23 protein-coding genes are annotated in these 25,149 nt (G+C 59.2%); 13 read left to right on the top strand and 10 right to left on the bottom strand.

Annotated features, from left to right (window positions below):
* The first annotated feature begins 4 nt into the window (after window positions 1–4).
* Together AB4Y89_RS14775 and AB4Y89_RS14770 are read left to right on the top strand one after the other, a co-directional pair.
* A complete protein-coding gene (locus tag AB4Y89_RS14775) occupies window positions 5–565 on the top strand; it encodes an NUDIX domain-containing protein (protein ID WP_442301701.1) in 561 nt (186 codons plus the stop codon).
* Between the two features lie 7 nt (window positions 566–572).
* Window positions 573–1,739, top strand: a complete 1,167-nt coding sequence (locus AB4Y89_RS14770) for a threonine synthase (protein WP_442301700.1) — start codon at window positions 573–575, stop codon at window positions 1,737–1,739.
* Here the strand turns inward: AB4Y89_RS14770 and AB4Y89_RS14765 are convergent.
* A complete protein-coding gene (locus AB4Y89_RS14765; protein ID WP_442301838.1) occupies window positions 1,714–3,666 on the bottom strand; it encodes an ABC transporter ATP-binding protein in 1,953 nt (650 codons plus the stop codon). The two genes, AB4Y89_RS14770 and AB4Y89_RS14765, sit on opposite strands and share 26 nt — an antisense overlap.
* A 67-nt stretch (window positions 3,667–3,733) precedes the next feature.
* Here AB4Y89_RS14765 and hemW point away from each other — a divergent pair, with 67 nt between their 5' ends.
* A complete protein-coding gene (gene hemW / locus AB4Y89_RS14760; protein WP_442301699.1) occupies window positions 3,734–4,879 on the top strand; it encodes a radical SAM family heme chaperone HemW in 1,146 nt (381 codons plus the stop codon).
* Window positions 4,880–4,995: 116 nt separating this feature from the next.
* Window positions 4,996–6,033, top strand: a complete 1,038-nt coding sequence (locus AB4Y89_RS14755; protein WP_442301698.1) for a threonine aldolase family protein — start codon at window positions 4,996–4,998, stop codon at window positions 6,031–6,033.
* 374 nt (window positions 6,034–6,407) lie between these two features.
* Here the strand turns inward: AB4Y89_RS14755 and AB4Y89_RS14750 are convergent, their stop codons facing one another.
* Together AB4Y89_RS14750 and AB4Y89_RS14745 are read right to left on the bottom strand one after the other, a co-directional pair.
* On the bottom strand, window positions 6,408–8,180 hold the full coding sequence (locus tag AB4Y89_RS14750) for an ATP-binding protein (protein ID WP_442301697.1): 1,773 nt from the start codon (window positions 8,178–8,180) through the stop codon (window positions 6,408–6,410).
* An 11-nt stretch (window positions 8,181–8,191) separates the two neighbouring features.
* The gene (locus AB4Y89_RS14745; RefSeq protein ID WP_442301696.1) at window positions 8,192–8,563 is read right to left on the bottom strand and encodes a response regulator; all 372 of its coding nucleotides are present in this window, start codon (window positions 8,561–8,563) and stop codon (window positions 8,192–8,194) included.
* Window positions 8,564–8,719: 156 nt separating this feature from the next.
* Here AB4Y89_RS14745 and AB4Y89_RS14740 point away from each other — a divergent pair, with 156 nt between their 5' ends.
* The 8 genes from AB4Y89_RS14740 to AB4Y89_RS14705 all read left to right on the top strand — a co-directional run bounded on the left by AB4Y89_RS14740 (window position 8,720) and on the right by AB4Y89_RS14705 (window position 17,876).
* Window positions 8,720–9,418 (top strand): winged helix-turn-helix domain-containing protein, encoded by a 699-nt coding sequence (locus AB4Y89_RS14740; RefSeq protein WP_147647706.1) that lies wholly within the window; start codon window positions 8,720–8,722, stop codon window positions 9,416–9,418.
* Between the two features lie 9 nt (window positions 9,419–9,427).
* Window positions 9,428–10,774: a sensor histidine kinase gene (locus AB4Y89_RS14735; RefSeq protein ID WP_442301695.1), complete on the top strand. Its 1,347-nt coding sequence runs from the start codon at window positions 9,428–9,430 to the stop codon at window positions 10,772–10,774.
* A 13-nt stretch (window positions 10,775–10,787) separates the two neighbouring features.
* Complete coding sequence (pstS, locus tag AB4Y89_RS14730) at window positions 10,788–11,831, top strand: phosphate ABC transporter substrate-binding protein PstS (RefSeq protein WP_442301694.1); 1,044 nt, start codon at window positions 10,788–10,790, stop codon at window positions 11,829–11,831.
* Between the two features lie 86 nt (window positions 11,832–11,917).
* Window positions 11,918–12,913 carry a phosphate ABC transporter permease subunit PstC gene (gene pstC, locus AB4Y89_RS14725; protein WP_442301693.1) on the top strand — a complete coding sequence of 332 codons (996 nt, stop codon included), beginning with the start codon at window positions 11,918–11,920 and terminating at the stop codon, window positions 12,911–12,913.
* Window position 12,914: 1 nt separating this feature from the next.
* Window positions 12,915–13,784, top strand: a complete 870-nt coding sequence (gene pstA, locus AB4Y89_RS14720; protein ID WP_442301692.1) for a phosphate ABC transporter permease PstA — start codon at window positions 12,915–12,917, stop codon at window positions 13,782–13,784.
* Window positions 13,785–14,543 (top strand): phosphate ABC transporter ATP-binding protein PstB, encoded by a 759-nt coding sequence (pstB, locus tag AB4Y89_RS14715; RefSeq protein ID WP_442301691.1) that lies wholly within the window; start codon window positions 13,785–13,787, stop codon window positions 14,541–14,543.
* A gap of 152 nt (window positions 14,544–14,695) precedes the next feature.
* Entirely contained in the window at window positions 14,696–15,361 is a 666-nt protein-coding gene (gene phoU / locus AB4Y89_RS14710; RefSeq protein ID WP_263418954.1) for a phosphate signaling complex protein PhoU, read from the top strand.
* Between the two features lie 67 nt (window positions 15,362–15,428).
* Window positions 15,429–17,876 carry a hypothetical protein gene (locus tag AB4Y89_RS14705; protein WP_442301690.1) on the top strand — a complete coding sequence of 816 codons (2,448 nt, stop codon included), beginning with the start codon at window positions 15,429–15,431 and terminating at the stop codon, window positions 17,874–17,876.
* 47 nt (window positions 17,877–17,923) lie between these two features.
* Here AB4Y89_RS14705 and nrdR read toward each other — a convergent pair whose 3' ends face one another.
* The 6 genes from nrdR to AB4Y89_RS14675 all read right to left on the bottom strand — a co-directional run bounded on the left by nrdR (window position 17,924) and on the right by AB4Y89_RS14675 (window position 22,692).
* Window positions 17,924–18,391 carry a transcriptional regulator NrdR gene (nrdR, locus tag AB4Y89_RS14700; RefSeq protein ID WP_147647712.1) on the bottom strand — a complete coding sequence of 156 codons (468 nt, stop codon included), beginning with the start codon at window positions 18,389–18,391 and terminating at the stop codon, window positions 17,924–17,926.
* Window positions 18,392–18,409: 18 nt separating this feature from the next.
* On the bottom strand, window positions 18,410–19,447 hold the full coding sequence (locus tag AB4Y89_RS14695; RefSeq protein ID WP_442301689.1) for a lysylphosphatidylglycerol synthase transmembrane domain-containing protein: 1,038 nt from the start codon (window positions 19,445–19,447) through the stop codon (window positions 18,410–18,412).
* On the bottom strand, window positions 19,444–20,139 hold the full coding sequence (locus AB4Y89_RS14690) for a lytic transglycosylase domain-containing protein (protein WP_442301688.1): 696 nt from the start codon (window positions 20,137–20,139) through the stop codon (window positions 19,444–19,446). Before AB4Y89_RS14690 ends, AB4Y89_RS14695 begins: the two co-directional genes overlap by 4 nt.
* 55 nt (window positions 20,140–20,194) lie before the next feature.
* On the bottom strand, window positions 20,195–20,920 hold the full coding sequence (locus tag AB4Y89_RS14685) for a ZIP family metal transporter (RefSeq protein WP_442301687.1): 726 nt from the start codon (window positions 20,918–20,920) through the stop codon (window positions 20,195–20,197).
* 343 nt (window positions 20,921–21,263) lie between these two features.
* Window positions 21,264–21,782 carry a DUF4149 domain-containing protein gene (locus AB4Y89_RS14680; protein ID WP_442301686.1) on the bottom strand — a complete coding sequence of 173 codons (519 nt, stop codon included), beginning with the start codon at window positions 21,780–21,782 and terminating at the stop codon, window positions 21,264–21,266.
* Window positions 21,783–21,837: 55 nt separating this feature from the next.
* A complete protein-coding gene (locus AB4Y89_RS14675) occupies window positions 21,838–22,692 on the bottom strand; it encodes a zinc metalloprotease HtpX (RefSeq protein WP_442301685.1) in 855 nt (284 codons plus the stop codon).
* 96 nt (window positions 22,693–22,788) lie between these two features.
* Here AB4Y89_RS14675 and AB4Y89_RS14670 point away from each other — a divergent pair, with 96 nt between their 5' ends.
* Complete coding sequence (locus AB4Y89_RS14670) at window positions 22,789–23,808, top strand: metallophosphoesterase (RefSeq protein ID WP_442301684.1); 1,020 nt, start codon at window positions 22,789–22,791, stop codon at window positions 23,806–23,808.
* 52 nt (window positions 23,809–23,860) lie between these two features.
* On the opposite strand, the gene AB4Y89_RS14665 is transcribed toward AB4Y89_RS14670, so the two are convergent.
* The gene (locus AB4Y89_RS14665) at window positions 23,861–25,129 is read right to left on the bottom strand and encodes a carboxypeptidase regulatory-like domain-containing protein (protein WP_442301683.1); all 1,269 of its coding nucleotides are present in this window, start codon (window positions 25,127–25,129) and stop codon (window positions 23,861–23,863) included.
* Between the last annotated feature and the right edge of the window lie 20 nt (window positions 25,130–25,149).

Raw genomic sequence — 25,149 nt, 5'->3', positions numbered from 1 at the left:
ACTCATGTCGATCAAGACCATCTCCTCACGCGAGGTCTACCGCAATCCCTGGACACGCGTGCGGGAAGACATCATCGAGCGCCCGGGCGGCGTGCGGGGTGTCTATGGCGTTATCGAGAAAGACCCGGCCTGCATCATCATTCCTCTGGAGCGCACATCCGAGGGAGAGTTCGTCTACCTGGTGGAACAGTATCGTTACACCATCGGTAAGCGGTTCAAAGAATTCCCCCAGGGTGGCTGGGAGACTGAAGATATCGTTCCCGAGGAGCTTGCTCATGGGGAATTGGGTGAAGAAACCGGCCTGGTTGCGGGCCGCATGACTCTTCTCAACGAGATGTGGATTGCTTATGGCGTGATGCGTCAGCGGCACTATCTCTATCTCGCGGAGGACTTGAAACAGGGCGCAACGGAGCGGGATCCGGAAGAGCACGACCTCGAGATCTTTCGTGTCTCCGTCGCCGAATTCGAACAGATGATCCTTCGCAGCGAGATCCAGGACAACTGCACTCTCGCTGCGTGGGGCGCCTACAAAGTCTGGCGTGAGCATAACCCGCGTCCGGAATAAAGGAAGTATGCCGTCGATCAAGCATCTTGAATGTTCGCGCTGTGGCCACACGGCCAGCGCATCCGTCCCGCAGAATGTCTGTCCACAGTGCGCAGGCTCCTACTATGTCCGCTACGATCTCTCCGCGGCGAAAGGGCTTGCTGCCCGTGATCGCGTGACAGCGGACTACCCTCGCTCCACGGGAATGTGGCGCTATCGCGAGGTCTTGCCGGAGGTGACGCCGGTTTCCCTCGGTGAAGGCTGGACGCCTATGTTGCCCAGCCGCCGCTACGGCAAGGTATGGGTTAAGGAAGAGGGAGCCAATCCTACCGGAACCTTCAAGGCGCGCGGCATGGCCATGGCCATCTCAATGGCAAAGCATCTGGGCATCCGCAAGGTCGCGGCACCTTCTGCGGGTAACGCCGGCGGAGCGATGGCTGCCTATGCTGCCGCTGCCGGGATGGAAGCTCACATCTTCATGCCGAAGGATGTCCCCCTGTCGAACCAGGTGGAGTGCCACATTCACGGCGCGCATCTCACGCTGGTGGATGGCCTGATCTCCGACTGCGGCCGCATCGTTGCCGAACGCAAAGATGCCGAAGGCTGGTTCGATATGTCCACGCTCAAGGAGCCCTATCGTATCGAAGGCAAAAAGACGATGGGCTACGAGCTGGTAGAGCAGCTCGGATGGCGCTATCCCGCGGCGGTCTTTTATCCCACCGGCGGTGGTGTGGGGATGATCGGCATGTGGAAGGCCTTTGAGGAGATGGAAGAGCTCGGTTGGGTCTCCGGTCCTCGTCCGAAGATGATTGCAGTGCAAGCCGCAGGTTGTGCGCCGATCACGGTCGCCTATGAGGCTGGCGAAAAGGCATCGGTCATGTATCCCAATGCGCAGACCTTCGCGTCGGGCCTGCGGGTGCCAAAGCCATATGGTGACTATCTGATTCTCGATATCGTCCGCGCCAGCGGCGGCACTGTGGTCTCGCGAACTGACGATCAGATCTTTGACGCGCTCTCCGATTGGGGCAAGCACGAAGGCCTGCTGCTCTCGCCGGAAGGCGCTTCGTCGATGGCTGCCTACGACTACCTGATTGAGACCGGCTTCCTGAAGCCGGAGGATGAGGTGGTGCTCTTCAATACTGGTTCGGGGAACAAGTACACCGACGTCATCAGCCAATGGCTGGGGTTGGGATAGAAGAGGGAGCACTGTCCCCCAGCTCCTGATCCTTGTACTGCAACTGGTAGAGCTTCCAGTACAGGCCGCGATGCGCCAGCAGTTGCTGGTGCGTGCCCTGTTCGTGCAGGTGTCCCTTGTGCATCACCAGGATGGTGTCGGCCTTCTGGATGGTGGAGAGCCGGTGAGCAATCATCACCGAAGTGCGTCCCGTGATCATGCGGTCTACAGCCGAGCGAACCAGCAGTTCTGTCTCGGTATCGACGGAGCTGGTCGCTTCATCCAGGATCAGGATGCCCGGTCGATGGGCCAGAGCACGTGCAAAAGAGATCAGTTGCTTCTGCCCGGTGGAGAAGGTGGCTCCGCGCTCGACGACCGGTTCTAGAAGACCTTTTGACAGGCTGCGGATGAAAGCTCCCAGATTGACGTCTTCGACCGCTTGCTGCAGTTGTTCTTCAGTAATCCACTCGCTTCCCAGGCGGATGTTCTGGGCAATGGTGCCGGTGAACAGGAATGGGTCCTGCAGTACGACGCCAAAGCGTCTGCGCAGGCGATTCAGATCCTGTAATCGGACGTCCACGCTATCCACGAGGACCTCGCCCCGCTGCACGTCGTAGAAGCGCATCATCAGGCTGGTGATGGTCGTCTTGCCCGCGCCGGTGTGGCCCACAATGGCGGCGGTCTCATCGGGGGCGATGATGAATGAGACCCCCTTCAGAATCCATTCAATCTGGGTGTCGGCAGCCAACTCTTCATCCGTAGCGGAGGAGACGAAGACTTGCTGGGCCTCGGTCAGGCGCTGATAGGTGAACCAGACGTTGCGGAATTCGACCGCGCCGGAGTTATCGCCGGCAATCGGTTGTGCAGGTGACTGGATCGTGGGAGCGGTATCCAGCAGCTTGAAGATGCGCTCCGCGGCTGCCATCGCTGCCTGCAGGATGTTGTACTTTTCGCTGAGGTCCTGGATGGGGCGGAAGAACCGCTGTGCATACTGCATGAAAGCGATCAGCACGCCGAGAGTGACATACCCGGAGAGGACGCCGGCTCCGCCGCGCCAGATCACCAGTGCGATGGCTGTCGCTGAAAGCAGTTCGACGGCCGGGTAATACAGCGCATAGGCGAAGATTGCATCGGTCCACGCCTGTTTGTTTTCATCGTTGACGGCGGAGAAGTCACGGAAGGCGCGCTTCTCGCGGTTGAACATCTGTACAACCGCCATGCCCGAGACATACTCCTGCGTGAAGGAGTTGATGCGCGCTGTCGCGCCGCGCTGGCGCCTGTAGCTGTTCCGCACATGGTCGCGGAACAACTTTGTACAGTAGATGATGGCCGGAATCACCGAGAGCGTCATCAGCGCCAGCAGGGGATTCATCTGCACCATCACAATCACGATGAACAGCAGGACGAAGACGTCCTCGAAGATGGCCAGCACGCCCGAGGTGAACATCTCGTTCAGGGCGTCGACATCGCCGGTGACGCGCGTCACCAGCCGGCCCACGGGGTTGTGGTCGTAAAAGCTGACGTCCATGCGCTGCAGATGCCGGAAGATCTGGCTGCGCATATCGAACATCACGCGCTGCCCGGTCCACTGCATCAGGTAGGTCTGCATGAACTCCAGGCCATAGCTCACCAGCAGAGCTATGAGATACAGCGCCGCAAGCTGGGAGATACCGGTAATCGGGTCGTGGCTCAGATAGCGGACGATCCAGGCCGGTTTGTGCCCCGGTTCGGGAGTCATATAGGCATCGACGCCTACCTTGACCAGGAACGGTCCTGCCACGTCCGCCCCCGCCTTCAACAGGATCGCCAAAGCGGAGATCAGGGCGTGACCGGTGTATGGCCGCAGATAGGTCAGCAAACGCCGCATCAGGCGTGAATCGAATGCTTTACCCGCCGGATCGTCGTCATGTGCCGACTTTTTCTTCTTGTCTTCTGCCTTGGCCGCCATCTGGATAGATTGTAGATGCGGAGCCACCCGTCTCCGGTTCACCCTTTCCAGTGAAACAATAGAGAAGATGCCCCCCGTCGGTCTCTATCTTTCGGTTCCGTTCTGCCGCGCCAAGTGCAGTTACTGCAACTTCGCGTCCGATGCCTTCGGCCCCGCCCGGATGGATGCCTACGTGGACCGCCTGTGTGAGGAGATCGCCCTGGCGCCGGCAAAGGCCTCCGATATGGGGGCGACGCTGCCCCGCGATGTGGATTCGGTGTATTTCGGGGGAGGGACGCCGAGCCTGCTCTCCGCCGCGCACTTTCAGCGCATCTTTGAAGCCCTGCGGACTGTTTTCTCGCTGCAAACCGATGTGGAGTTCACGCTCGAATGCGCTCCCGGGCAGCTCGCGGACGATACCCTCGCGGAGCTGCTTGGTCACGGGCTCAACCGGGTCAGCCTGGGAGTGCAGTCCTTCGTCGACCAGGAATCACGCGCCGTCGGCCGCTTCCACACAAAGGATGTCTGCCTGGCCGAGATCGCCCGTCTCCGCTCCGCAGGTGTGCAGGAGATCAATGTCGATCTGATCGCAGGCCTGCCGCACCAGACTCCCGAGAGCTGGCGCATCTCCCTGGAGCAGGCCGCTGCCGCAGGTGTGCCTCATGCCAGTATTTACATGCTGGAGGTCGATGAAGAGTCCCGGCTCGGAAGGGAACTCATCGCCGGTGGCGTCCGTTACCACGCCCACCATGTGCCCGACGATGGCCTGGTGGCAGAGATGTATCTGGAGGCCTGTGAGTTCCTGGGGAACAACAGCATTCCTCAATACGAGATCTCGAACTTCGCCCGTCCTGGCCACGCCTCCCGCCACAACCTTAAGTATTGGAAGCGCTTTCCATACCTCGGTCTGGGGTTGGACGCACATTCTATGCTAGGCGATCGGCGCTTCCAGAACACAGACGATCTGAACGCCTATCTGAAAGGCAATGCATCGCCGGATCCGGTTGCTGTCTCGCCGCATGAGGCATCGGAGGAAGAGGTCTTCCTCGGCCTGCGGCTGAATGAGGGAATTCTTCTTCCTGAAGAAGGTCCCGTCGTTCCTGTGATGCAGCAGTTGGTTCGAGAGGGTCTGATGCAGCTTCAGGGAGACCGGGTCGCTTTGACCCCGAAGGGGCGTCTTCTCTCGAACGACGTCTTCACCGAGCTTCTGGGTGCTGGAGCATTTTCCCTGTAGGTGCAGAGTGGGGCTTCCGCATCTATGGGCGTTTCCGCAACGAAAACGCCGCTGCACTCCTCTTTCGGGATAGCCAGCAACAGGGAAAATGCTCTACTGCCTGAGACAATACAGGCATGGAGATTATCGAGCTTCGCAGCGATACGTTGACCAAACCCACCGCCGCTATGCGCCAGGCTATGGCTACCGCCGAGGTCGGCGACGATGTCTACGGGGAAGACCCAACGGTCAACCGGCTGGAAGCGCGAGCCGCACAAGTCTTCGGTAAAGAAGCTGCGATCTTTGTTCCCACCGGGTCGATGGGCAACCTCACCTCCATCATGGTTCATACACGGCCGGGGCAGGAGGTTATCTGCGAATCACGCGCCCATATTCTCGACTGGGAGATGGGATCGATGGTCTCCGTCGCGGGAACTGTGCCTCGCACTATCTTTGGAGACCGGGGCGTGCTTACCTGGGCTCAGATCCGCGAAAAGATTGTCCTCAATACCGCAGCGTATTACCGCGCGCGTACGGGGCTGATCGAGCTCGAGAACTCGCACAACATGGCAGGAGGAACGGTCACGCCGCTCGATGTCTTTGAGGAGATCTGGGCTGGTGCCAAGGAGTGTGGCATTCCGACGCATCTGGATGGAGCCCGCGTCTTCAACGCCGCCATCGCGCTTGGTGTTTCCGTCTCACGGCTGACCAGTGGCTTCGACACGGTCATGTTCTGCCTCTCCAAAGGCCTGGCTGCGCCCGTCGGCTCGATGATTGTCGGCAGCCGCGCATCCATCGACCGTGCACGTGTCATTCGCAAGACCCTGGGTGGTGGCATGCGGCAGGCAGGTGTACTGGCCGCGCCTGGCTTGATTGCCCTGGAGGAGATGTCCAAACGGCTCGCGGAAGATCATGCGAATGCCCGTCTGCTGGCGGAAGCGATTGCCACCTCTCCAGCCGCGGAGATCGATCTTTCAAGCGTACAGACCAATATCGTGATCTTCCGTCTGGCCGGCCAGGGGGATGCGGTAGGGCTTGTTCGCCGCCTGGAAGCAAAGGGCATTCGTTGCAGCGCCATCGGTCCGCATGCAGTGCGGCTGGTAACGCATAACGACGTTTCGCACGCGCAATGCGAAACCGCAGCGAAGCTGATTGTGGAAGAGCTGAACGCCTAGGGTTGTATCGAAAAATTCGGAAACAGAAGGCGCTAGAGCATTTCTCCTGTAGGTGTAGTGTAGGGATTCGTTATCTATGGGCGTTTTCCGCAATGAAAACGCCGCTGCACTCCCCTTCCGGACTACCCCGCAACAGGAGAAATGCTCTAGTTGCCCCATTCTGCGCAGTCTTATCGCGAAGGATGGGGCAACTAGCGAACTTGTTCGTTGGGGTTTAGCGTGGGGTATCGCGCTTCGCGCGACCGTATTTTTGATCTTTCAGACGATGATGCAGAAAAGGTTAGATAAGTACTTGGGATGGTGAGAGCCGGGCCATGTCCCCGAGGGACATGGGGCACCCGATGTATGGGCTATCTCGAATTTGCCGATACACCCTAGGCAGTCTCTGCCGGTGCGTGTACGACGAATTTCCGCGGCAGGGTCACCGTCACTTTGACTCCCGTACCATCGGGGAAGGCGGGACTTTCGAGCTCGATCCGGCCTCCATGCTTGCTTAGAATGCCGCGGCTGACCCACAGACCAAGGCCTGTGCCTCTTTCTCCCTTCGTCGAGAAGAAGGGTTGAAAGAGGTTCTGCTGGGTTTGCTCGTCGATCGCCGGTCCGCTGTTGGTCAGTATGACCCGTGCCCCATCGCCCAGCTTGATTAGTTCTACTCGGACGGATCCCCCGGGGTCAGCGGCTTCGTAGGCGTTGGTGATCAGATTGGTGAAGACCTGGCGGAGCTCCGCCGGATATCCCTCGACCATTGCGGTCTCCGGCAGAATCGGCTCCAGCGTTACCTGGGCTCGCTGAATCTTATAGGAGATGAGCGAGATGAGGTCTTGGAGCAGTTCCCGTAGCTCGACCGGCACAGGCGTACGGGACTCACGGTAAAGGGAGAGCATGGCGCGGCTGATCTGCGTCACCCGCAATAGCTCCTGATCAGCCATCGCCAGCAGTTGACGGCGCTCCTCTTCCTCGTAGGAGTCGGTGCGAAGCAGGTAAAGAATGTTGGCCACCGAGTCCAGCGGGTTATGAATCTCATGCGCGATGGTGGCTGCCAACCTCCCGGTAACAGCAAGCCGCTCATTGGAGATAAGAATCCGCTGTGTCTGCTTCTCATGGGTGATATCGCGGAAGACAATCACAACGCCCACCATCAGCCCCTCTGCGTCGCGAATAGGAGCTCCTGAGTCGTCGATGTGAACCTCGGTCCCGTCGCGGCGCCGCAGAATGGTGTGGTTGGCAAGCCCCATAACGCGGTCCATACGTTTTACCCGGGCGATCGGGCTTTCGATCGGCAACCGGGTCTCTTCGTTGACGATATCGAAGACATCTTCGATGGGCTGACCGAAGGCTTCATCAATCGTCCAGCCAGTCAGCTCCGACGCAATCGGATTCAGCATGGTCACCAGCCCATGTCCATCGGTGACGATCACGCCGTCGCCAATCGAAACCAGTGTCGTCCGCAGCCGCTGCTCTGACGCAAAGAGCTGATCGGCTCGCTCCTGCAGTGACGTCACCGATGTCTGGAAGCTGAGAGAGACACGGTTGAGCTGATGGTTCATGTAGATTGCGATCAAAGTCCCGGTCAGAAGGGAAAGAACAAGCAGGTAGACCCTGGTGATGCGTGCCCGCTCTTGCCAGACCCCTACGCTCTGCTGCCGCAGAACGCTGGTCGCCTGCATCGTCTCTGAAAACTGACTGCGGATGGTATCCATCTGCGCTTTGCCCTGCAGATTTACCTCAACCGGGTTCTCGGCTTTACCTGTGCGTAGAGCCTCTATCTGGAGATCGGCGAAGCCATGTTTCCATTGCAGATAGGATGCCCGGAGATTACGGATGCGGGTGGTTTGGGACAAGCTCAGGCCGGGTGTCTGTTCAACGTCATTCAATCTCTGGACAATCTCGCCTTCATGGCCGCGATACAGATCGAGAAATTGTTCGTCATGCGTGAGCTGGTAGCCCCGGAGTCCAGTCTCCTGGTCGAGGATGAGCTTTTGTGCCTGCCCCAGCCGTTGCAGGTTCCGGTCGATCAGTTGTAGCTGGTTCACCGCCAGATTGGCGGAACGGATCTGCCACGACAGGACTCCACTGACGATCAGCAATGCGGCAATCGGCAGCAGAAATGTCAGCAGAAGGATCCGTCGAAATTCACGAATGTCCAATGAGCGGCACCTTATTGCGGACTGCGGTCCGAGAACAGGCGCTTCAAATTCGCCAGCAATGCGGGCGCGCCCTCTCCCTTGGTCATGTAAAGCGAGACATTTGCGGTTGCGTCTGCCGGCAGACCAACATAGGCAGAGAGTAGCAAAATAGGAAGGCCTGGACGCATAGCCCGCATCTGCCGTGCTACCTCATCCCCATCCATGCCCGGCATGGAGTAATCCAGAATCACGGCCTCTACCGGATGAGCCGCCAGCAGGGACAGACCGGAGGCGCCGTCAGGAGCGGAGAGTACACGGTAGCCGGCACGCTCCAGCAGCATGCTCCGAATCCGAAGCCCGACGGCTTCATCATCGACACATAGGATTAAAGGTGAGTTCTGCATCCGTGGGCCTGTGTGCCCACACTACACCATCACCTTCGTAGATGGCTCGTAAATCCGTTGCGAATCAACAGATCAGATGAGCAGATTCACATTATTTTTGCATTCCAGACCTTCGGGTGCGATAGCCTAAGGCCGAACACAGGAGAAAAATACTCTGTGAGCCAGACCATCTTTCTGCTGGAAGACGACCTCGATATCCAGCGGCTGGTGCAGTACCATCTGGAGGCTGCGGGCTTCATCGTCCGGGCTTTCAACGCGGCTACTAACGTAGCCTCTGACGCTGAGCGGCAACCCCCGGCCCTCTTCCTGCTGGACATCATGGTGCCCGGCGGTGACGGTCTGGATCTTTGCCGTCGTCTGCGCTCCAACCCCGCGCTGTCGACGATCCCCATCATCTTCCTCACCGCGCGCGCCAGCGAGAACGATCGTGTGCTCGGTCTGGAATTGGGAGCCGATGACTACATCACCAAGCCTTTCGGCACCCGGGAGCTGTTGGCTCGTGTGAAGGCCGTGTTGCGCCGCTTTGAACGTCCTACTGCGCCAAGCATTGTTAGCTTCGACAATATTGAGATTGATCAGGCTGCCATGCAGTTGAAAGTAGGTGGTCACCTGCAGACGACGACGGCTACCGAGTTCCGTCTGCTGGATTATCTTGCCCGCCATCCAGGCCGTGTCTTTACCCGCGATCAGTTGCTTGACGCCGTCTGGGGCGACGCTCGCTTCGTCACTCCGCGTTCGGTCGACGTCTATGTACGGCGAATTCGCGAGAAGATTGAAGCCGATCCGGAAAACCCGCGTTACCTTAAAACCATGCGCGGCGCCGGTTATCGTTTCGAAATGCCGAAGACCGTCTGAGGGAACGCCTTGAAGCGGACCATCACTGGAATTGCGGTACTGCTGTGCGTGGTTACGGCTCTGGCCGCATTTGGCGCTGGTTGGGCTTTGTCCGACTCGCCTGTGTGGCTGCGCTTCATCACGCTTGCGGCCATCATGCTGGGCATCTCTTTGCTTGCCATCGCGATTATCAGCGGTGCGCTGCGGAGAGATGCCTCCAGCCTTCGTCTGGCTATCGTGGCATCTACGCCGGAACAGCAGGCCAATCGGCCCGATCTGGGTGATTTTCAGGATCTTTGGCCTGCGTTTGACGCAGCGCGGCAGAAGGTTCGTTCCCAGATCGCAGCGATTGAAGAAGAACGGGCCAAGCTTGCAGCCGTTCTGGATTCCATGCAAGACCTTGTCGTCGCTGTGGATTCGGCGGGACGCATCCAGTGGGCGAATGAACCCATGCGTCGCGAGCTCGAAGGTGCAGTCCGCCACGGACAGGCGATCGTGCATACCATCCGTGATCCAGAGGTGCTGCTTTGCTTGCAGGTGGCTCTTGACGATGGTCTGGTGACACAGCGCCGGTCTACTTCGCTCAAGCCCGGCCGCATCTTTGAAGTGAACGCCGGTCCTATCCCCGGTGGCGGCGCTGTTGCCGTATTACACGACCTGACCCGCATCGAGCAGGTGGAGCGTACCCAGCGGGAGTTCATTGCTAACGTCTCTCACGAGCTGCGCACTCCGCTGACCTCCATCTCCGGTTACGTCGAGACCCTTCTGGACTTTGAGCGGTCGCTGTCTCCTCAGTCCAGGGAGTTTCTTGAAACGATCCTGAAAAACGCCACCCGTATGACTCGCCTGACCGAGGATCTTCTGGTTCTGGCCAGAGTTGAAAGCGGTGAGAATCCCATCCATCCGACGGTCGTCCCCGCAGAGAAGCTGGTACGCGATGCAGTCGCTGCTGTCCGCGGGATTGTGCGGGACGCAGGGGCCAAGCTCGACATCGGCACCATGGACGCGATCAATGTGATGGCGGATGCCGATGCCACGACCCAGGTGCTCTCCAACCTGATTGAGAACGCGACGAAGTATGGCCGCGCTACGACCGGGGAGCCCGCCCGGATCGAGGTCTCTGTCGAACAAAAGGGGGGCCATGCGGAGTTCCGCATCCGGGACTGGGGTGCGGGTATCGCCTCGGAGCATCACGACCGCATCTTCGAGCGCTTCTACCGTGTGGACAAAGCACGTTCCCGGGAGACCGGCGGTACAGGCCTCGGGCTCGCCATCGCGCGCCATATCGTGATGCAGCATGGCGGAAATATCTGGGTGGAGAGCCGCCTTACCCAGGGAAGCACCTTCGCGTTCACCTTGCCTGTGGTGCAGGGCTGATATGGTGAGGGATGTGCGCTCCGTTGTGCCCATCCTGCTCTCGTTTGCCCTGCTGACCGGCTGCAAATCGCCCCAGAAGACGGGCACTCCTACTGCAGACCCAGGCATACTGACGATCAACGGCGCCGGAGCCAGCTTTCCGAATCCCATCTACTCCAAGTGGTTTGCCGAGTATGGCCGGTTGCATCCTGGCGTGCACATCAACTACCAGCCCATTGGCTCCGGAGGCGGCATTCGACAGGTCTCGCAGGGCATCGTCGATTTCGGTGCGTCTGATGATCCCATGACCGATACGCAGTTGCAGCAGTCGTCCCATCCACTGCTGCATATCCCGACGGTGCTCGGCGCAGTGGTTCCGGTCTACAACCTGCCTGGTATCTCTGCGGAGATACGGTTTTCTCCGGAGGTACTCGCGGGGATCTATCTCGGTACGATTACCTTCTGGGACGACCAGAAGATCATTGCCGATAACCCCGGCATAAAGTTTCCGCATGAAGAGATTCTGCCGGTGTATCGCTCCGATGGTTCCGGCACCACCTTCATCTTCACCGACTATCTCACCAAGGTGAGTCCAGTCTGGGCGCAGCAGGTGGGTAACTCCACTTCGGTGAAGTGGCCGGCCGGCATTGGACAAAAGGGCAATGAGGGCGTTGCCGGCATGGTGCGTCAGGCTCCCTACGCCTTCGGTTATGTGGAGCTGGTTTACGCCTTACAGAACCACATGACCTTCGGTCTGGTACGGAATGGTGCAGGCCAGTGGATCAAGGCCAGTCCCGCGGCTGTCACGGCTGCAGCCGAGGCGCAGGCAGATACGATTCCCGCCGATTTCCGGGTCTCCCTGGCAAATGCCGGCGGGACAGCCAGCTATCCGATCTGTTCCTTTACCTGGCTGCTCGTTCCGCAGCAATCGGCTGACTCCACTAAGGGCAGACAACTGCACGACTTCCTGCTCTGGATGATCTCTGAAGGAGAGCCGGAGGCTGCCGCCATGGGTTACGCTCCTTTGCCTCGCCCTGTAGCAGAGCGTTTAAAAAATACCGTGGCCAGTATCCGGTAACACACGCAAAGCCTTATTAATCAAGCTGTTCATTCCGCGTTCACACATATTCCAGATACTCTAGGAAGGGGATCGGGAAGAGCCGGGTGACGACACAGCACTCAGAGATGGAGGGGGCACAGACTGCCTCTGAGGTACGCCGCTTTTTGATGCAGCGCGGCAGTGGTGGTGCGGCTGACCGCACCTTTGCAGCCCTGATGCTGGGGTGTGCCCTGAGCATCTTTGCTATCGTCGCCCTCATCCTGGGAATTCTGATCCTACGCTCCAGGCTCAGCCTGCATGAGTTCGGCCTCAGCTTTTTTCTGCGTTCAGACTGGGATCCGGTGCGCGGCAGCTTCGGTGCGGTTCCGTTCATCTGGGGAACGCTGGCCTCCGCCTTCCTGGCTCTTTTGATTGCGGTGCCGCTGGCGCTTGGCGTGGCAGTCTTTATCAACGAGATGTGTCCCCGTGCTCTGCGCACGCCGATTTCGTTTCTTACGGAGCTCCTGGCTGCGATTCCTTCAGTGGTCTATGGCTTGTGGGCGATCTTCGTCCTGGTGCCGATCATGCGGAGTAGTGTCGGGCCCTTTCTGAAGAAGTTTTTCGGCTGGACAGGCCTCTTTCATGGCCCGAACTTCGGCATCGGTCTGCTGACGGCCAGCATGATTCTGGCAATCATGGTGTTGCCGGTCATCTCCTCCATCGCGCGCGATGTCATGAAGGCGGTGCCCAATACACAGCGTGAGGGTGTGCTGGCGCTGGGGGCCACCCGGTGGGAGATGGTGCGTATCGGTGTGTTGCGCAATGCGCGCATCGGTATTGTCGGAGCCGTGATCCTTGGACTTGGCCGTGCTCTTGGCGAGACGATGGCGGTCACCATGGTGATTGGCAATCACGCGGCGATTCCGAAGAGTCTCTTCGCACCGGCCTATACGCTGGCTTCCGTCATCGCGAATGAATTTACTGAAGCGACCGGCGACCTCTATCTGAGTGCTTTGATTGAGATCGGCCTCGCGCTCTTTCTCGTCACCATTGTCGTGAATGCCGTCGCTCGCCTGCTGGTCTTCATGGTGACGCGCGGCAACACAGCGAGGGCGGTGTAGAGTGCCTCATCGTCCATCGCGTGCGAATGTTGGCCGCCGCCAGGCGGCCAATCACCTATTTAGCGTGCTGGCGATATTGAGCACTGTGCTGGTGATTGCTCCATTGTTCGCGATCCTGGTGTATCTGCTGTTTCAAGGCGTCCGCTCGCTCAACGTGGCCTTCTTTACACATCTGCCGCGGCCCGTGGGAGAACCCGGGGGCGGTATGGCCAACTCGATTGTCGGATCGGGCATCATTCTCTCGCTCGCCAGCCTTCTTGGAATTCCGGTTGGCATCGGTGCAGGTATCTACCTGCACGAGTTTGGTGGCGGCAAGACTTTGGCAAATGCTATCCGCTTTACCGCTGATGTGCTGAACGGGGTGCCATCCATCGTGATGGGCATTGCGGCGTATTCTCTGATTGTTGTTCCCCAGAAGCACTTTTCGGCGTTTGCCGCGGGTGTGGCCCTGGCCATCATGATGGTGCCGACGGTGACACGTACTACGGAAGAGATGCTGGCAACGGTGCCCAATGCAGTGCGCGAGGCGGCGTTGGGTCTCGGCATTCCAAAGTGGCGCACGGTGATGACGGTAAGTTTGAAGACCGCTTCGCCGGGCATTATCACCGGTTGCATGCTGGCGTTTGCGCGTGTTGCCGGAGAGACGGCGCCGCTGCTCTTTACTGCCTTCGGCAACCAGTTCTGGCCGACCAGCCCGAATGAGCCGATAGCAGCACTGCCGCTACAGATCTTTGTCTATGCGGTCTCACCATATGACGAGTGGCATCGTTTGGCCTGGGCTGGCGCTCTGGTGCTGATTGTGCTGATTATGGTCTCCGTCACGCTGGTCCGGGTGGTGACCGGGCGTGGCATGCTCAATGGAGGGCACTGAGTGGGCGTCGGTATTGAAGTCGAAGACCTGAATGCGTGGTACGGCCAGACTCACACGCTGAAGGGCATCAATCTGCAGATTCCCGCCAACTCGGCGACGGCGCTGATCGGCCCGTCCGGCTGCGGCAAGTCCACCTTTGTGCGCTGCCTGAACCGCATGCATGAGACTAACCCTGTCGCTCGGGCAGAAGGAACGGTCCGCGTCGGTAATGTTGATGTTTACAAAGATGCTTCTCCAGTTGAGGTTCGCCGACGCATTGGCATGGTCTTCCAGCGGCCGAACCCTTTCCCGACGATGTCGATCTACGACAACGTAGCCAGCGGCCTGAAGCTGAACGGATTCCGCAATAAGCGTGTACTCGATGAGGTTGTCGAGCGTTCGCTGCGGCAGGCGGCGCTGTGGGACGAAGTAAAGGATCATCTGAAGTCCAAGAGCGGAGCCTCGCTCTCCGGTGGCCAGCAGCAGCGTCTCTGCATTGCCCGAGCGATTGCCGTTGATCCTGAAGTGTTGCTGATGGATGAACCCGCGTCGGCGCTTGATCCGGTCTCGACCGCGAAGATTGAAGACTTGATCTTTCAGCTTAAAGACGAGTACACCATCGTCATCGTGACCCACAATATGCAACAGGCGGCGCGTGTGGCCGAGAAGACAGGGTTCTTTTTAAGCGGACATCTTGTCGAGTTCGATTCGACTCACAAAATCTTCACAAACCCGAGCGACAAACGGACCGAAGATTACATCACGGGCAGGTTCGGCTAGAGCATTTCTCCTAAAAGTTGCAGAGCGGAGGCTCGGGGTCCCCAGCGAACTCGTTCGCTGGGGTGAAGTCTTGGCTGTCTGCGCCGTTTTCCGGCGAAGAAAACGGCATTCGCAGGTTTATCCAAAGTTACAGTATTAGGAGAAGTGCTCTAATGCGTATCCGGTTTCATCAGAGTCTCGATGAGTTAAAAGAAAAGCTGCTGGTCATGGCGGGTATGGCCGAGCAGGCGATTCAGCGTGCCATTGAGGCATATCGCACGCGTGATTTAGAGATCTGCGAACTGGTCTTCAAATCGGAGCCGGCCATCAATCGGCTGGAGCGTGAGATCGACCAGGCAGCGCTCGATCTGCTGGCGATGGAACAGCCCATGGCCATTGATCTGCGGTTCATTCTTTCTGTCATTCGCATTAACGCTGACCTTGAGCGCGTCGGTGACCAGGCTGTAAACATCGCCGTCCGCGTGCGGGAGATGGGAGCCTATTCGAATGTCGATCTCCCGGTAGACATTCCACGTGCCGCGTCCCTCGCTTCGGCGATGGTCCGCAAGGCTCTGCAGGCGTTTATCGAAGGCGATGCTGAACTGGCGCGCTCGGTACTCGCGATGGACGATGAGGTGGATGCGATGAATGATGCGGCTTTCACCGCATTGAGCGCGCTCATCAAGCGTCAGCCGGAACTGACGCCGCAGGCCCTGAATGCCTTGATCATCTCGCGCAATCTGGAGCGGGTCGGAGACCATGCAACCAACGTTGCCGAAGACGTGATCTTCTGGGTGCGGGGCGCCGACGTTCGGCACAAAGGTTCCGTAGCGAGCTAACCGATCTATTTTGTACAACTTCTAGGCGGATAACCATCCGAGGGTCTGGTCAATCTAACCTAGAACGATGAGCCAGTTTGTTCGACTCCTCTCTCTTGCCGCACTCTGTGCTGCTACGGCGGTCCAGGCGGACCCTGCCCGCTTCGATCTGACCGGCCCCAAAGTCGATATCCGCGTCACGCGCGGCAGCCGTACGCTCCCGATTGCGCAGGTTGCAAACCTGCAGCCCGGGGACCGGCTCTGGCTGCGTCCGGAGCTGCCGGAATCCCAGTCGGTGCATCTGCTGCTGATTGCGGCCTTTCTGCGGGGCACCACCAACCCTCCACCGGATGAGTGGTTTACCAAGATCGAGAGCTGGAACAAAAAGGTAAAGGAAGAGGGAGTCTTCGTCACTGTGCCGAAAGACGCGCAGCAGGCGCTGCTCTTTCTCGCTCCTGAGACGGGCGGAGACTTCGGAACGTTGAAGTCGGCTGTGCGCGGCCGTCCCGGCATCTTTGTCCGCGCCTCGCAGGACCTGACGGAGCTTGGCTTCGAGCAGGCCCGCATCGAGCGTTATCTGGCAGGAATGCGCCAGATTCCGGCGACGAACGATGCCAAACTGCTCTCGGACCGCTCTGAGGCTCTGGCTCGGACGCTCGCTCTGAAGCCCAACTCCGACTGCTTCAACCAGCCCGCGGAGCAGCAGATCGTCTGCCTGACGCAGAGCGGGAATCAGACCCTGCTCGATGATGGCCATGGCGCCAGCATCGTAACGGAGCTGGCCAACAATGGCGGCGCCGACCTCGCTGGCGCTGCGGCTTCGACCGCTCCATTCGGTGGTGGCGCTTATAGCGCGTATGTCGGTGCAGTGGTGGATCTGACCAAGCTGCTGACCAACATGCATACCGCCCAGTACCAGTACATTCCGGCGGTGGCGTTTCCTGATACCGATCACTTCAATCTCCGCCTCAATGCCGCTCCTTCGTTCCACAATCCAAAGTCGGTGATTGTGATTGCACTGCCGGGCATCCAACCGACGAAGCTGCCTCCGCTACAGCCGGGCAATCCCAAGGAAGTGACCTGCCTGCTGAAGCCGGAGGTTGTGTTGCATCTGCAGAATGCCCCTCTGGTCTTCTCGACCGGCATCGCGCACGATCTGGTGCTGCATGTGAATACGCCGGAAGGGAAGGATATTCCGCTGGTTGCCGACGCCTCCAAGGGCGGGCTTGTGCTGACCTCCGCGGCAGAGGATAGCAGGCGTTCCATGACGGCGGATGATACGTCGATTGCTTCTAAACCCGCGTCGTCTGCAGGAGGTGGGCTGACCGGCACCGTTCACGGCCAGTGGGGTTTCGACTCCTTTGATGGACCGACATTGCCGCTGCAGAACGAGCCAGGCAAGGATTGGAAGCTGACCTCGGAAGATGGTGTCATCGTCGGACGCGAACACGCCTTTACGCTCGCTTCTACCGGCATTGGCTGCGTCGAAAAGGTAGAGGTCGTCAGCGGTCCGAAGAAGATCAATGCGGACTTTCATCCCGGAGAACAATCGCATCAGCTTATTGCCAAGGCGATGCTCAAAGATGTGAACCCAGGTGATCTGCGTGTTGAATTAGAGCAGTATGGAGATCAGCAGCCGCAACAGGTCGAGACCAAGGCCTACAACGAGGCTGCGAAGCTGACCTCATTCAAACTGCACGCCGGTGATACGGCCGGAGTGTTAGAGGGCAACTCGCTCGATCAGGTGCAATCCGTAGAGTTGAACGGCGCGACCTTCACGCCATCCGGAGAGCCTGGCAGCATCCTGAATCTGAGCCTTTCCAAGGACGCTCCGGTACTGAAGGTCAAGCCCGGTGAGACAGCGACAGCACACGCCCATCTGAAAGATGGACGGACGGTCGATGTTCAAGCCTCGATTCTGGAAGCACGTCCGACGGTTACACTGGTGAACCGGCATATTACAGCGCCTAATGGCGGTGTTCCTTCCATTCGGTTATCGAATAAGGATGACCTTCCTCTTTCAGATAAGCTCACGTTCTTTTTGAAAGCCAATGGCGCCTTTCCTCGCAGCCAGAAGATCGAGGTTGCGACCAAAGACGGCTCCTTGAAGACGATGCTCAGCTTTGACGATGGCACGCTGGTGTTGCAGGATGCATCTACCGCTATCGCGAACCTTGATCCGTCGAAAGCGCTGGGAGCCTCGGGCTTTGGCAAACTGCAGTTCCGTGCTGTCGGAGCAGATGGTTCTCAGGGAGACTGGCAGCCGCTGGCAACGCTGGTGCGGGCGCCGATGTTGAAAGAGATTCGCTGCCCGGTGGACGACACCAAGCCCTGCCACCTGATCGGCAGCAATTTGTACTTACTGAAAGCAGTCGCAGCGACCAGCAAGTTCGACAACGCCAAGGATGTCCCGCCGGGTTTCGGCGATAGCCAGCTTGAAGTGCCGCGCCCGTACGGCACCGTGCTCTTCGTCAAACTGTTGGATGATCCTGAGAGTGTCAATGCCGTTGCATTGCCGGTAACTCCGGAGTTCTAAACGGAAAAGGGCACGGCGCTTGCCGTGCCCTTTTTTTGGATGGGAACTTAGATCGATCGCTTCTCACGATGGAGAAGCTCTTCCAGCTCTTCTTTGAACTCGCGAACGTCCTTGAAATCGCGATAGACGCTGGCGAAGCGGATATAGGCCACCGTATCCAGCTCTTTGAGGCGGGACATGATGAGTTCGCCAACCTCGGAGGTGGAGCGCTCGCGTTCCGGCGAGTCCACCACATAGGCTTCGGTCTCGTCGACCACACGTTCCAGCTTTGCCGCCGAGACCGGACGCTTTTCGCAAGCGCGCAGAATGCCGGAAAGAACCTTCTGCCGGTCGAACTTCTCGCGGCGGCCGTCTTTCTTTACGACCATGTAGGGAATCTCGTCGATGCGCTCATAGGTGGTAAAGCGCTTATTGCAGCGCTCACATTCGCGCCGTCGACGTATGGAGTCGGCTTCTTTGCTTTCGCGAGAGTCAACGACCTTGTCTTGCGTAAATCCGCAGTAGGGACACTTCATTGGGATAACTTCATTTTATCAAGCCGATGTCTCGGCTGCGTGCTCACTGGCCTCAGCAACTTTACCGATAGAGATGCTTTCGATGCGTGAGAAGACCAGGCCGACGGGAATGATGCTGAGTGAGGTCACAATCAGAAGCAGCGCTCCACAGGCTGTAGAAGCCTCGATCGGCGCGCTGTAAAACGCCTGCATGGAGGCGGCGGTGGCAGCAATCTGGGTGAACCAGCCAATGACAGGAAGCTGCAGGAGCGATCCGCCGAGCGACGCGGCCATCAGCAGCATCACACTGGCAAAGGTGAGTGTTCCAAGCTGCGGGGTATGTACGAAGGCGTGGGTCGTCTGCAGGTACGCTCCGGCGATCATCGCCCACATGACGATGGAAAGGATGATGGTGACGACCAGCGAGCCAACGCTGGGAATGGCGCCCAATCCTTCGCGGAAGCCAAGGATCTTTTCGGCAACGGCTTCACCGAGCCCCTCCGAGAGCCGGCCCAGAACTGCTTTGGCCATGGCTGCCAGTGCAGAACCGGCGATCCGAATGGCGATTGCGAAGATAGCGATTGCGATGGTTGCCGCCAGCGAGAACGCGCCAACCCGGACAAAGGTCTCGTGGTGTGGCATGTTCTTGGGCAGAAAGAGCAGTGCCGTCGAAAAGACCAGGGCCGCTGATCCCAGGTCAAACATGCGCTCCAGGGTATAGATCGCGATCTGAGGCGCGATCGAGGTCCTGGTGCGTTTAGCGATGATGTATGGGCGTGACAGGTCCGCCAGACGTCCGAAGATGGCGACTGCGGTAAAGCCGATGAAGTGCGACCCCGTCAGCGAGAGCGGCGAAACCTTGCGGAGCTTCCCCAGCAGGATGGTCCAGCGCCAGGAGCGGAAAAGATAAGTTCCCCAGATCAAGCCAATGCCGGCAGTGACGTGCCTATAGTCGATCAACCGAAGCTGGCGCACAAACAGCCCGAAATCGAAGTGGATCTTCGACCGGAAGAAATAGATCAGGATGGCAAGAACTGCGAGTACCGCCAAAGAGACCGGAGTTTTCTTGTCCTTCATTGAGCCTGGGCCTGTGCCGTTGCGTTGCGGGTCTGCGCCTCGAGTTTACGCCGGTTGAATTCGTGAATGACGCGTGCTACGTAGGCACGAGTTTCCCGGTAGGGAGGGATGCCATGATAGCGATCTACCGCTCCAGGACCTGCATTGTAGGCCGCCAGCGCCATGGCCATATTGTCGTGATAACGGGTCAGCAGTGTGTCCAGGTAGGCCGAGCCTCCATTGACGTTTTCGCCAGGGTGGAAGCTGTTGTGAACACCGAGTTCGCGGGCAGTGCCGGGCATGAGCTGCATGAGTCCCTGCGCCCCGGCGCGGGATACTGCGGCAGGCCGGTTGTTGCTTTCGGCACGAACGACCGCGGCCAGCAGGTCGGCGTCGACGCGATGTGCTGCCTCGGCTGAAGCTAGCAACTGTTGCAACTCGGCGGGCGTCAGCGATGTCTCGTCTTTTGCCACTGGTTCTTTCGGCTCCGGTCGAATAGACGGCGCCGGCGCCTCGAAGAATTCAGCCTGAGCGATGGCTTCCTGTGGAACTTCGAGGTAACTCTGTTCGCTGGTGTAAAGCCGTACCCGGCCGGGCTCTGCCGCTGCTTCACGGCGTACGCAGTCCAGCGTAAAGCCTGTGCGCAGCGTGATGTGCTCGGCGGCGAAGGCGGTCGCGCTGAGCAGACAGAGAGTTAGGACGCGGACGAACACTTGCTTAAGCCTACCGAATTTCGGGGGAAACGTCGCTTAAGAAAGCTTTTAGCTTTTAACCGGCGAGGAGACGAAGTAAAAAGAAAATCGCGACGCCGGCAAAGAAGACAAGCGCCATGCGAATACCGGGCTCACGGTTCACCTCCGGGACCAAGTCTGTGGCGGCCACATAGATGGTGACACCCGCAGAGACCGGCAGACCAATGTGGACCCATGAGGGGAAGATGTTGATAAGAAAGACCCCGGCCAGAGTAGCCAGCCCCAACGAAAGAGCAGCATTCAGGGCCGTTTTACGGGACTGCCCGCTGGCCAGCATGACCGAGGCCACGGTGAACCCTTCGGGTAGCTTGTGCAGGAAGACTGCCAGAAAGACGATGTAACCCAGCCAGTTCGAGATCAGGAAGCCTGAGGCAATCGCCACGCCGTCGAAGAGCGTGTGAACACCTAGACCCAGGAGCACGGAGTACGACTTGTAGCGAGCGATGAACTCGTCGTGATGGGTCTCTTCACCGAAGTGAAAGTGTGGCGTGATGGTGTGCTCAATCAGGTGGACACCGCAGTAGCCCACCAGAACCATGAGAGGAGCCCAGGTCGGGGCGAGTTTCAGGCTTTCGGGAAGCATCTCCAGAACGGCGGCAGCCAGCATGAAGCCCGAACCCAGGGCGACGAAATAGCGCAGCGAGCGCGTCGTTGGCGAACGGCGCACGAGCAGCAGGCCACCGAGGAAGTCGGCGAGACCGGCGATAGTACCGAGAGCAAGGCTTAGGGCAAAGGCAGACATCAGGAGAGTTCAGTTAACTTCTTTCCATTCAATAGTCTCTCATTGGATGGGACAGCTGCGGAAAGGGTGCAGCCAGGGTGTGTCATCAAACTCCTGCCGTCAGCGTTGCGAGCGCAAATTAGTCCATACGAGGCCGACAACGAATTACGGGCGAATTTGCGCCGCAACCCGGAGGGCCGGGGCAGATTTTCTTCACCCCAGCCAGCAAGGCTGACTGGGGACCCCGATTCCCGATCTCTTTGTCACTCGTCGTTCCAGTGGACCGGCCACAGTTCTCTCCTCGCTCCTCGATCGAGAAAAAATCTGCTCCCGGCGCTGACGGGCACGAGTTTGATGACACGCCCTAGACGGTCCGGTCTTGTGGCAGATCTTCGCTCGCCATGGCCAGGGTGACACCCAGCGCGCAGAGGAGGACGATCTGCTCCAGGCGCGTGGAGACCTGGTGTAGACGGTCGAAGTCGGCTCTCTCCGGGTTGGTGAGGGGCAGGTTGGTGAAATCGCCGCCCACGAGCTGGCGGTCATGTTCCATCAGGGGCATGATGTGAAAGCCGATATACATCGTCAGGCACAGCATGAGTCCTGTAAGACTGACGATGGTCAGCATCTGCAGCCGGTTGCGGTGGCTGCGCTGATAGAGCAGGACCGTGGTCAGCAGAAGAGCAATGCCGCAACCAAGACCGACCCAGTGCAGCCGCGTCAGGCATAGGCCGACGATGATGCCGGGAATCCGTGTGTTGCCTTGTGTCATCTCCAACACCTGCGGAGAGAAGATCGCAGGTGCGGCGATGGCGCCGAAGAAGACGATGCCGCCCATCCAGGTGACGAGCGAGAGCAGCCGGAGGGCACGAAGAAAGGCGACCATGCTTCAAGTTTCATCGCAGCAGGCTATTGGAGCAAGTTGGCTGCCAGCTCTGTTCCTAAATCCGCTCGCGGCCGATGAGGCGCTCCACGCGCTTTTCCATCGGAGGATGCGTGCTGAACAGGCCTGCCAGATCGCTGGCGCGCAGGCGCGGCGCAGAGATGAACAGATGTGCCGTCGACGGCGTCGCATCCATCGGGAGGCGGCGGGAGTAGGCGTCAATCTTCTGCAGTGCGCGCGCCAGGGCATGCGGGTTACCGGTCATCTCCGCTCCGGAGGCATCGGCGGCGTACTCCCGCGAGCGCGAGACCGCGAGTTGGATCAGCGTGGCTGCGATGGGTGCAAGAATCAGCATCAGGAGCGCACCGATGCCACCGCCACCGCGCTCACGATCGTCCCGGCCTCCATATCCGCCAAACATCATGGCAAAGCGGCCCATATGCGCCAGCAAGGTAATAGCTCCCGCGATGGTGGCGGCAATCGAGCTGGTCAGGATGTCACGGTTGCGTACATGCCCGAGTTCGTGCGCGAGGACGCCCTCCAACTCTTCATCGTCCAGCAGATCCAGAATGCCCGCGGTCACAGCGACGGAGGCATGCTTCGGATTGCGGCCCGTTGCGAAGGCATTGGGAGATTCGGTAGGGAGCAGATAGATCTTCGGCACAGGCAGGCCTTGCTTGGAAGCAAGCTGCTCCACGATGGAATACACGCGTGGCAGCTGCTCCTGGGTCGCCGGCTGCGCGCGGTACATCGCCAGGGCAATCTTGTCCGAGAAGAAATAGCTGACGAAGTTCATGACGGCGGCCAGCAGAAATGCCAACACCATGCCGTTTTGCCCGCCGAAGTACCCTCCCACGAACATCATCAGCAGGGTCAGGGATGTCAGCAGCAGGGCAGTTTTTRGCGTGTTCATGGCGGTTCTCGTCCTTCTTCCTATTAGACGTGGCGGGATCGGCGGACGATGCTGGGCAGTCATCCGGCGTTCATACGCCGGTGATATACCAGGCGTATGGAAAACCTGCACCTCGATCGGCGCCGCTTCCTCCGGCAGAGTTTTGCATTCAGCGCTACAGCATTGTGGGCTTCGCGCCATGGCCTGGCTAAGATGATGCCGAAGGATCCGGCGGCCGCCGAGCTGTTGATGCTGGGCGACTGGGGATATCTGAATCCCGCTGCGCAGCAGGTTGTTGCCAAAGGGATGGCAGACTACACGCTCAGCCAGAAGCTGAAGCCGCAAGCGCTGCTAATGCTGGGAGATAACTGGTATGAAGCGCTGGAGGGTGGTGTAGACTCCGACCGCTGGAAGACCGGCTTCGAGGAGATGTATCCGAAGAGCGTCTTTGATTGCACCGCATACGCTGTGCTGGGCAACCATGACTACCAGTACTTTCCGAACAGCAAGGTCGAGGCAGAGCTGGAGTACGCCCGGCGTGGTCACAGCCGCTGGACCATGCCGGCAAAGTGGTACACCTTCGAGTTCCCGAAGAAGAATCCGCTGATCACCTTCATCGCGCTCGACAGCAACATGCCGCATCCGATTGGTCCGCGGAAGGACGGCAAGCCGACGATCGACTTCACCTTGACGGAAGAGGAACGCATCGCCCAGCTCGCATGGCTTGAGGCGGAGCTGCAGAAGCCTCGCAAGACCCCTTTTACGGTGGTGATCGCGCACCATCCCGTCTTCTCCGACGGGCCTCACGGCGACCACAAGGTACTGATTCGTGACTGGGATCCGCTCTTCCGCAAGTACGGTGTCCATGCGTATTTGGCCGGGCATGACCACGACCTGCAGCATCTGGAGTTCGAAGGGCATCCGACGACCTACTTCCTCTCGGGAGGCGGCGGCGCGGATCTGTACGAGCTCAAGGTCGATCCCACGGTGCGTGGACCGTATGCACACAAGGTCTATGGTTTCAGCCGTCTCTCGGTCACACCGAAGAAGCTGACGCTGCAGCACCTGGACGGCGACGGCCGTCTTCTGCACGCCATCGAGAAGTCACCGGAAGGAAAGCTTACGGTTCTGAGCTAAGAGAAAGAGCCGCAAAATACTTGAGGCTGCCCGTGGGCAGCCTCAAGTATTTCTATGTGCGGTTGATAGCGCGTTTGAGTACGACTTCTAACGCCGCCTTCTGTTCCGTGTATTCCGCCTCGGTCAGCTTTCCGGTTGCGCGATCCGTTTCCAGGGAGAAGAGCTCGTCCTTGAGGGTCTGCAACAGGGGAGGAGCGGAAGGCGCCGCCGGTGCGGTTGCCGAAGCTCCTGCCGCTGCGCCAGCAGGCTGCGCGGGTTTTCCGCTGAGGAAGAACCCTGCGGCGACTGCGAGCAGCAGCGCCAGACCGCTCAGAATCCACCACTTGTACTTGGTCAATGGATCGGGAGTGTCGATTGGCGTTCCGAGTCCACCGCCCGGCTTAGTATCGGTCGCTGCCGATCCGCCTGGTGCTGCTGCCTGGCTGTCGCCGCCACCCGCTGCTGGCTGACCATCAGCGCTCGTCTGCGCCGCATCGCGCGGCAGTTGGCCGGTACCGGAGACGGTAAATCCGAGCTTGGCGCCGGGAGCGATATCACGCGCCACATAGGTCTGGGCATTCAGCTCTTCGACAAGGTTGTACTGCGCTCCCCCGGTTGCCGCGAACTTGAAGGTCTTGGGCATCATCAGGGCGATGGTGCCGGTCTTCATCGTCGGACGCGGCCCGAGCGTCAGCGTTCCGCTGTACGGAAGTTCATAGGAGACCTGGAAGCGCGTCTCACCGGGACGGATGGGGAAGACGAAGGCGTAGTGGCCCTTTTCTTCCAGAGGCATCGGCGGAGACTGCACCGGCATACCGCCCGGTCCAAGCGCGGCTGAGCCCGAGATGGTGGCGTCGGCCGGCAGCCAGAAGTCAAAGGGGCGATCAGAGTACTGCGTCTTCTTTGGGTTGGAGTCATTCTTCACAAAGAAGTTCTCGACGACGCGCATCCGCTTGCCGCTCTCGTCGGTCTGCAGACGCATCACGTCCGCCTCCCACTCGATGCCGTTTACCTTGGGCGCGCTGTCGAAGACCTCAACCTCAACGGACTCGGTTCCCGGAGGGGCAGGACGGAAGTACGGCGTCTTGTCGTGCGTGACGCGCACCAGGTGAATACCTGCGTCCGGTACCTGTAAGGTGAATTTGCCTTTGGCGTCGGTGGTGGTCTTGGTGGACTCCTGCATGCCCTGCTGCAGGCGGATCAGCGTTACCTCGTCGCCGGCGGAAGGCTTATTGCGCGTCGAGTTCATGACGGTGCCGGTGATGGTGCCCTGCGCGGCGGCAATGGCAGGAATCGCGAAGAGAAGGGAAGCGCACAGGCGCTGAAACTTAGAGGAAGTCACCTCTTCAGGATAAAACGGAC

Source organism: Terriglobus sp. 2YAB30_2, from assembly GCF_052114765.1.
Classification (GTDB): Bacteria; Acidobacteriota; Terriglobia; order Terriglobales; family Acidobacteriaceae; genus Terriglobus.
The sequence above is the reverse complement of the archived record's forward strand: the minus strand, read 5'-3'. Positions and strand labels throughout refer to the sequence as shown.